We start from the raw sequence: 7,916 nt of genomic DNA on the forward strand, positions 1-7,916 counted from the left end.
GACTAAAGATCGCCGACCAGGTGCCTGAAGCATTTCGCGAATTCTTCGTGCGGCCGCGCCCGTTCGAAATCCGCCACGCCTCGCCCTGGTCGCCGCTGGAGGCCGAGCCGCACGAGCCGGTGCAGCATGTCTGGTTCAAGACGGTGGCGCCCGTTGCCGGCGGGCCTGAAATGCACCGCGCCATGCTAGCCTGGGCCAGCGACATGCATTTACTCGGCACGACGATGCGCCCGCATGGCCTCAGCTGGACCCAGCCGGGCGTGCAGACGGCGAGCCTCGACCACGCGCTCTGGTTCCACGGCGACGTTCGGGTCGACGAATGGCTGCTCTATTCGACCGATGCGCCCTGGAGCGGCCGCGGCCGCGGCTTCAACCGCGGTATGATCTTCACCCGCGACGGCCGGCTGGTCGCCAGCGTCGCGCAGGAAGGACTGATGCGGAAGCGCTAGCGCCAGTCAGGATCGTCCGCGCCGAGCGCCGGCGGTGCACGATCGGCCACCATCGGTTCGCCGTCGATGACGATCGGGCTGCGGACCTGTGACAGCGTGCCACCGGCGACATGCGGCGCGTCAAGTTCCACCCGCATCCCGCGCGCCTGAACGTGCGGGTCGGCGAGTGCCTGGGCGATGTCGTTGATCGGGCCGCCGGGCACGCCTTCCCGCTCCAGCGCGGCGAGCAGGTCGGCGCGGGTCATTGTTGCGGTTCGCTCGGCTAGGATCGGAATCAGCCGGTCACGATTCACGATGCGCGCGGCATTGGTCTTGTAGTCGGGATCGTCGGCCAGCTCCGGCACGCCCAGCAGTGCCGCGAAGCGCACGAACTGCCCGTCATTGCCGACCGCCACGATCGCGCGGCCGTCGCTGGTCTCGAACGGCTGGTAGGGCACGACGTTCGGATGCGCGTTGCCCATCAGGCCGGGCGCCTCGCCCGAAACCAGATAATTCATCGCCTGGTTGGCGAGCACCGAGGTCTGGACGTCCAGCAGCGCCATGTCGATCCACGCGCCCTGGCCGGTCTCGTGCCGCCGATGCACGGCTGCGAGGATCGCGCCGGCCGCATAGATGCCGGTGAACAGGTCGGCGACGGCGACTCCGACCCGCATCGGGCCGCCGCCAGGCTCTCCATTGGGCAGGCCGGTGATGCTCATCAGCCCGCCCATCGCCTGGATCAGGTAATCATAGCCCGCGCGCGGTGCATAGGGCCCGGTCTGGCCGAAGCCGGTGATCGAGCAATAGATGATGCGCGGGTTGATCGCCTTCAGGCTTTCGTAATCGAGGCCATAGCGTTTCAGGCCGCCGGTCTTGAAATTCTCGATAACGATATCGGCGTCGCGGGCGAGGGTACGCACCCGCTCCATGTCGGCCGCATCCTCGAAATCGGCGGTGATCGAGCGCTTGCCGCGGTTGCAGCTGTGATAATAGGCGGCGCCAAGGCTCTGCCCGTCCGCGCCTTCGACGAACGGCGGGCCCCAGCCGCGCGTATCGTCGCCGTGCCCGCGCCGCTCCACCTTGATCACGTCCGCGCCCATGTCCGCCAGCATCTGCCCGGCCCAGGGACCGGCCAGGATGCGCGCGAGTTCGAGAACCTTGAGGCCGGCGAGCGGCTTAGAAGAAGGCATTCAGCCCCGTCTGCGCACGGCCCAGGATCAGCGCATGCACGTCATGCGCGCCTTCATAGGTGTTTACGGTTTCCAGGTTCATCAGGTGACGCATCACGTGATATTCCTCGGAAATGCCGTTGCCGCCGTGCATGTCGCGCGCGGCGCGGGCAATCTCCAGCGCCTTCCCGCAATTGTTGCGCTTGACCAGGCTCACCATTTCCGGCGCCATCCGGCCTTCGTCGAACAGCCGCCCGACGCGTAAGCTCGCCTGCAGCCCGAGCGTGATCTCGGTCTGCATGTCGGCAAGCTTCTTCTGAACGAGCTGGTTGGCGGCGAGCGGGCGGCCGAACTGCTTGCGGTCGAGCGTGTAGGCGCGGGCGCGGTGCCAGCAATCCTCCGCCGCGCCCATCGCGCCCCAGGAAATCCCATAGCGCGCTCGGTTAAGACAGCCGAAGGGCCCTTTCAGACCCTGCACCTCGGGCAGCAGGGCGTCCTCGCCGACCTCGACGCCGTCCATCATCACCATGCCGGTGGTGGAGGCACGCAAGGAGAGCTTGCCCTCGATCTTGGGCGCTGAGAGGCCCTTGGCGCCTTTCTCGATCACGAAGCCGCGGATGCCGCCGCCATGCGCATCGGACTTGGCCCAGATCACGAACACGTCGGCAAACGGCGCGTTCGAGATCCAGGTCTTGGAGCCCGAAATGCGATAGCCGCCGTCGATCTTTTCGGCCTTGGTGCGCATGCCGCCGGGATCGGAGCCGGCATCGGGCTCGGTCAGGCCGAAGCAGCCGACCCATTCGCCGGTCGCGAGCTTCGGCAGATATTTCCGCCGCTGTTCCTCCGAGCCATAGGCGTAAATCGGGTACATCACGAGCGAGGACTGGACGCTCATCATCGAACGATAGCCCGAATCGACGCGCTCGACTTCGCGCGCGACCAGGCCATAGGCGACGTACGACGCGCCGGCGCCGCCATACTCCTCGGGCAGCGTGACGCCGAGCAGGCCCAGCGCCCCCATCTCGTCGAAGATCGCGCGGTCGGTCTTCTCCTCGCGGAACGCCTCGATCACGCGCGGCAGCAATTTATCCTGTGCATAGTCATGCGCGACGTCACGGATCGCCCGCTCCTCATCGGTCAGCTGGTCCTCCAGCAGCAGCGGATCGTCCCAGCGCAAGGTCGCGATGGATGCAGCGTTCATATGTCGAGCTCCTTGCGCTCTCCCTACCCGCTCATCTCCTGGCTTGGAAGAAGGCGCGGAGAAGCACCCCTGCCTCGGTCTCGCCGATTCCGGAATACACCTCCGGCCGGTGATGGCAGGTCGGCTGCGCGAACACGCGGGCGCCGTGCTCGACGCCGCCGCCTTTCGGGTCGGGCGCGCCGTAATAGACGCGCGCGATGCGGGCGAGGGCGATCGCGCCGGCACACATCGCGCACGGCTCCAGCGTCACCCAGAGCTCGCAGTCCTGCAGGCGATCGGTACCGATCCGCTCCGCGGCAGCGCGGATCGCGAGCATTTCGGCATGGGCGGTGGGGTCGCTGAGGCGCCGCGGCGCATTCGATCCTTCGCCCAGCACTTCGCCGTTCCGGACGATTACCGCGCCCACCGGCACTTCCCCCTCCACCGCCGCGCGGTCGGCGAGTTCCAGCGCACGGCGCATCGGCTCGGGCAATGGGAAGGCCATGCGGCCCGGCTTAAGTCAGCGGGCCAGCACCGTCCACAGCGCGAAGGCGATGCCCGGCAGCCACGCCAGACAGGTCAGGCCGGCCGCGATCCAGAAATCGCGGCCGATGCCCCTGTCCAGGAACACCCCCAGCGGCGGGAGCACGATGGCGCCCGCCACTGCAACGGGGCTGACGCGCTTCGTCATTTGTCCTTGTCTTCCTTCTGGTCCTGCTTGGCCGTGTCGACGTCGATGGTCGGCACCTGGATCGTCTCGTTCTTGGTGCCCACGTCGACATCGCCGACATCGGCATCGAACGCCGGCGCCTGGCCGCCTTCGACCTGGACCTTCGGCAGGCTCGCTTCCTGCGTCTGGTTGATGTTCAGGAAGCCTGTGGCCACGCCGATGATCAGCAGCAGCACAATGATCGCAATCACCGCCAACAATCCACGCATCTTGTCTCTCCTTGACCCTGTTCGGGAAGCTGAACGAGCCGGACCCGTTACGGTTTCATCGGGTGCGACTCACGTTGACGCGGCGGCCGGTTGCCGCTATGCGCGCCACCTTTCCGGGCAATCCCGATTTATTTGAGAGACAAGCGATGTCGCGCATTTGCGAGCTGACCGGCAAGGGCCGGCAGGTGGGCCACAATGTTTCCCACGCCAACAACAAGACCAAGCGCACTTTCCTGCCGAACCTGCAGAACGTGACGCTGATCAGCGACTCGCTCGGCAAGAGCGTGAAGCTGCGCGTGTCGACGCACGGCCTGCGCTCGGTCGAACATGTCGGCGGTCTGGACAATTGGCTGCTGAAGACCAGCGAGGACAAGCTCGGGCCGACCGCCCGCAAGCTGAAGCGCGAGATCGCGAAGAAGCAAGCCGCCTAAGCGGACGTCTTCGAGGCTTTCAAAGGCCGGCCGGATGCGATTCGGCCGGCCTTTTGCTGTTCAGCGAATCGCCTGGAGCAGCCGCTCGGTCAGCGCCTCGCAGTCGCTGCCGAGAAACGGGAACGTCCCGACCAGAGCCGATTTCAGCTCCGGCGCGAGCTCGTGCTGCAGCCGCCTTCGCGCGCGCAGGTGCCGCGTCTTGACCGTGGCCGGTGCGATGCCGAGCGCTTCGGCTGCCTCATCGACGCTCAACCCCTCCACCTCGCGCAGCATGAAGACGAGCCGGAAAGGCGCCGGCAATCGCGCGACCGCATCCTCCAGCATTCGCTTGATCTGCTGGCGCGCAACGGCCGCGTCGGGCGGCAATGCGCTGGTCGATCCCTGCATCAGCCTCTCCCGGTACGCATCGAGCACCACGACAGAATCGTTTTCCAGATGGGCGCGCCGCCGTTTCGCCGCGCGGACGCGCATCAGCGCCTCGTTGATCGCGATCCGGGTCAGCCAGGTCGACAGAGAGGAGCGACCCTCGAATCCGGCGATGCCGGCCAGGGCGCGCAGATAGGCGCTCTGCACTGCATCCTCGGCCTCCGCCCGGTTGCGAAGGATCGCCCAGGCGGCGCGGAACAGCCGCTGGTTGTTGCGTTGCGCGATCAGCCGCACGGCCATCGGATCGCGCGCGGCGAGGCGTGCAGCCAGAGCGGCGTCGTCCAACGCGTCGTAGTTCAGGTCCGGCTGCGCCTTCATGTCTCCCTCCGGTGTGCGGCCATTTGATGCCGCTCGCCCCCCGCGGTTCCCACGCATGCCCGACGCATGTTAAACTGATTTGAGTCCTTGCGGGAACCTGAGACCAGCCGCGGCATCCAAGACCGGCGGCGGACGGGCCGCTCCCATCCGCAAGGCTCGGGGAAGCAGGAGGAGCACAAACATGATCAAGGCATTCGCATGGGCCGGCGCGGCGGCATTGCTGGCGGCCGGAACGGTTGCGACGCGCGCGGCGGACATCAACGACGCGCAGATCGCCCATATCGCGTACACCGCCGGGAACATCGATATCGCGGCCGCCAAGCAGGCGCTCGCCAAGTCGAAGAACGCAAAGGTCCGCGAGTTCGCGCAGGAAATGGTGCGCGACCATGAGGCGGTGAACCAGAAGGCGCTGGCGCTCGTCAAGAAGCTCGGTGTGACGCCGGAGGACAATCCGACCAGCAAGTCGCTGTCCGACGCGGCGGCGGCGACCAAGACCCGGCTCGCGGGATTGAGCGGTGCGGCCTTCGACAAGGCCTATGCCGAGAATGAGGTCGCCTACCACAAGACGGTCAACGGCGCGCTAGATTCGACGCTGATCCCCGGCGCCAGCAACGACGAGCTGAAGTCGCTGCTGCAGACCGGCCGCACGCTGTTCGGCGAGCATCAGATGCACGCCGAGCATCTGGTCAGCGAACTCAAATAGGGAGCAGGGCAAGTGGCACGGCTCCCGATCGCCTTCGCCGCAAGCGCCGCGATGCTGCTGCCGCTTGCCCTCTCGCCGGCGGCCGCTGCGCCGAAGGTGCACGTGGTCGTCATCGATAAATTGAAGTTCGGCCCCCTTCCCGCGGACCTGCATGTCGGCGACACGATCCGCTGGGTGAATAAGGACCTGTTCCGCCACACCGCGACCGCCAGGAACGGCAGCTTCAATGTCGACCTCCAGCCGGGCGCTACGGGCACGATGAAGCTGACCAGGGCCGGCACGATTCCGTTTTTCTGCCGCTATCATCCGGGCATGACGGGCCAATTGACGGTCGCCAAATAACCCAGGCGCTTGCCCGGTACAGTTTCTTTCCGCAGACTTGCCGCGGACGGGAGCGGGAATGAGGGCGGGCGCGATGCTTGGAATGCTGATTTCGGCCGGCCTGCTTGCGGCGGGGACGCCCGCTATCGTCGAGCAGCAAGGGCCGCACGTGCTCGTCGCCGGCCCGACCGTCCGGCTGGCGGTCCGCTACGGACCGGCGGCACGCCAGTACGCGCATCTGTTCACGCGCGAGCGGCCGGGCCGCGCGCCCTTGATCGTCTATCTGCACGGCGGCGGCTGGAGCGCAGGCGCACAGACCTCCGGCTCCGCCGGCGCCCAGCCGGATCACTTCACGAGCCTCGGCTATGCCTATGCGACGGTCAGCTATCGCTTCGTACCCGACGTGACGCTCGAGGAGCAGCTGGCCGACGTCGCGCAGGCGATCGCGAAGCTGCGGCGGCAGGACGGCGTCGATCCGAAGCGCATCGTGCTGATCGGGCACAGCTCGGGCGGGCAGCTCGCGGCACTGATCGGGGCCGATCCCGCCTGGCTCGACAAAGCGGGCGTCCCATTCGACATGCTGAAAGCCGTGGTGCTGCTCGATGCGGCCGCGATCGACGTGCCGCCGATCATGGAGGCTGGCCGCGGCGCCCCCACGGTCGTCCGCTACTACCAGCCGGCGTTCGGCGACGATCCCGCTCGGCAGGCTGCGCTGTCGCCGCTCCGCCATGCCGAGCCGCCGAACGCACCCGCCTGGCTGATGCTGCACGACGTCAACAATCCGCTCGCTGGCCTGCAGAGCCGGCAACTCTCGGTCGCGCTGATCGCCGCCGGTGCGCAGGAGGCGACGGTGCAGCCGGTCAAGGACACGACCCACATGCGCCTGAACAATGAGATCGGGCAGCCCGGCGACGCGGCAACGGCCGAGATCGACGCGTTTCTGGCGCGCGTATTTCCTGAAGGGCAGCGGCCGCGGCTCAGGTGAGCGGCTGAATGGTGCCTTCGACCAGCGCGTGGGTGCAGCCGGCACGGTCGCATTCCAGACCGAGCGCCGCGACCGTCACCCAGCCTTCGGCCCGCAGGGCCGTCGCCTGTGCGGGATCGTGGCCGAGCGGCAGGAACAGGCGGCGGGGCGGCGGCTCGTCCGTGCGCGCATCGAGGAGAGGGTCGGGGTAGATCGAGAACCCGACCGCCGGCTCTTCGCTGCCGTCTTCGTGCAGGATCGCGTAAGTGCCGCCGCGGCCGATCTCGCCGGTCAGGCCGTCGGCGAACAGCGAGAAGCCGAGCCAGCTTTGATATTCGAAGCCGTGGCGCTCGGTCGGGTCGAGCGTGACGGTGGCAACGCCGTCCAGCCGCGCCGCGATCGTTTCCAGGGCGGCGATGCGCGCGGCGAGCGCGCCGGTCGTGTCGAACGCGCGCAGCCGTGCGATGGCATCGGGAAACGGGCCCGCAGCTTCGATCAGCGGCAGATAGGCGGCGGCGTCCCTGGCGGCGAGGCCGCCGGCATCCTTTGCGTCGAGCAATGCGCGGACCTGCGCCGCCTGCGCCTGGTCCAGCGGAAGCGGTCCCGCGGCGAGCGTGTCGACCAGATCGGGCAGCGTCAGATCCACGGTGATGCCGGTCGCGCCCGCCGCCGCCAGCGCTTCGACCGCGAGTGCGACGATCTCGGCGGCGGCGGCGGCGCAGTCGCGGCCGATCAGCTCGGCGCCGATCTGCGTCATCTCGCGCTCCGGCCGGAGCTGCGACGCGCGCAGCTTGACGACCGGTCCGCCATAGCTGAGCCGCAGCGGCCGCGTCCGGTGAGCGAGCCGGGTCGCCGCGATGCGCCCGACCTGCGTCGTGATGTCGGGTCTCAGCGCCAGCGTGCGCTGCGACAGCGGATCGGCGACGCGCAGCAGGTCGCGCGCGGCCCCGGCCTTCAGCCGCCCGACCAGCGACTCCTCATATTCGGCGAGCGGCGGCGCCACCCGTTCGTAACCATGCGCGCGGATCGCATCGAGT

12 protein-coding genes are annotated in these 7,916 nt (G+C 67.9%); 5 read left to right on the forward strand and 7 right to left on the reverse strand.

Annotated elements, in window-relative coordinates; genetic code table 11:
* The coding region (locus VFT73_RS01885; protein ID WP_414712773.1) for an acyl-CoA thioesterase at positions 1–449 on the forward strand (449 nt) is incomplete at its 5' end.
* On the opposite strand, the gene VFT73_RS01890 is transcribed toward VFT73_RS01885, so the two are convergent.
* Genes VFT73_RS01890 through VFT73_RS01910 form a run of 5 tightly spaced genes read right to left on the reverse strand, consistent with a single transcriptional unit; the run spans position 446 to position 3,716 of the window.
* Positions 446–1,618 carry a CaiB/BaiF CoA-transferase family protein gene (locus VFT73_RS01890; protein ID WP_326408446.1) on the reverse strand — a complete coding sequence of 391 codons (1,173 nt, stop codon included), beginning with the start codon at positions 1,616–1,618 and terminating at the stop codon, positions 446–448. The two genes, VFT73_RS01885 and VFT73_RS01890, sit on opposite strands and share 4 nt — an antisense overlap.
* Positions 1,605–2,798: an acyl-CoA dehydrogenase gene (locus VFT73_RS01895; protein ID WP_326408447.1), complete on the reverse strand. Its 1,194-nt coding sequence runs from the start codon at positions 2,796–2,798 to the stop codon at positions 1,605–1,607. The genes VFT73_RS01890 and VFT73_RS01895 overlap by 14 nt, the downstream gene beginning before the upstream one ends.
* Positions 2,799–2,829: 31 nt before the next feature.
* A complete protein-coding gene (locus VFT73_RS01900; RefSeq protein WP_326408448.1) occupies positions 2,830–3,282 on the reverse strand; it encodes a nucleoside deaminase in 453 nt (150 codons plus the stop codon).
* Between the two features lie 15 nt (positions 3,283–3,297).
* Positions 3,298–3,468 (reverse strand): YqaE/Pmp3 family membrane protein, encoded by a 171-nt coding sequence (locus VFT73_RS01905; protein WP_326408450.1) that lies wholly within the window; start codon positions 3,466–3,468, stop codon positions 3,298–3,300.
* Complete coding sequence (locus tag VFT73_RS01910; protein WP_326408451.1) at positions 3,465–3,716, reverse strand: hypothetical protein; 252 nt, start codon at positions 3,714–3,716, stop codon at positions 3,465–3,467. Before VFT73_RS01910 ends, VFT73_RS01905 begins: the two co-directional genes overlap by 4 nt.
* Positions 3,717–3,862: 146 nt before the next feature.
* On the opposite strand from VFT73_RS01910, the gene rpmB reads away from it, so the two are divergent.
* Positions 3,863–4,147, forward strand: coding sequence for a 50S ribosomal protein L28 (gene rpmB / locus VFT73_RS01915; RefSeq protein WP_157026607.1), 285 nt, complete (start codon positions 3,863–3,865; stop codon positions 4,145–4,147).
* A 60-nt stretch (positions 4,148–4,207) separates the two neighbouring features.
* Here the strand turns inward: rpmB and VFT73_RS01920 are convergent, their stop codons facing one another.
* Positions 4,208–4,891: an RNA polymerase sigma factor gene (locus VFT73_RS01920; RefSeq protein ID WP_326408452.1), complete on the reverse strand. Its 684-nt coding sequence runs from the start codon at positions 4,889–4,891 to the stop codon at positions 4,208–4,210.
* Positions 4,892–5,072: 181 nt separating this feature from the next.
* Between VFT73_RS01920 and VFT73_RS01925 the strand changes: the two genes are divergently transcribed.
* The 3 genes from VFT73_RS01925 (at position 5,073) to VFT73_RS01935 (ending at position 6,900) form a co-directional block, all read left to right on the forward strand.
* Entirely contained in the window at positions 5,073–5,594 is a 522-nt protein-coding gene (locus VFT73_RS01925) for a DUF4142 domain-containing protein (RefSeq protein ID WP_326408453.1), read from the forward strand.
* 12 nt (positions 5,595–5,606) lie between these two features.
* Positions 5,607–5,936, forward strand: a complete 330-nt coding sequence (locus VFT73_RS01930; protein ID WP_326408455.1) for a cupredoxin domain-containing protein — start codon at positions 5,607–5,609, stop codon at positions 5,934–5,936.
* A gap of 73 nt (positions 5,937–6,009) precedes the next feature.
* On the forward strand, positions 6,010–6,900 hold the full coding sequence (locus VFT73_RS01935) for an alpha/beta hydrolase (protein ID WP_326408456.1): 891 nt from the start codon (positions 6,010–6,012) through the stop codon (positions 6,898–6,900).
* Here the strand turns inward: VFT73_RS01935 and VFT73_RS01940 are convergent.
* The coding region (locus VFT73_RS01940) for an ATP phosphoribosyltransferase regulatory subunit (RefSeq protein WP_326408457.1) at positions 6,893–7,916 on the reverse strand (1,024 nt) is incomplete at its 5' end. The genes VFT73_RS01935 and VFT73_RS01940 overlap by 8 nt on opposite strands.

Source organism: Sphingomonas sp. (assembly GCF_035758555.1).
GTDB lineage: Bacteria > Pseudomonadota > Alphaproteobacteria > Sphingomonadales > Sphingomonadaceae > Sphingomonas_B.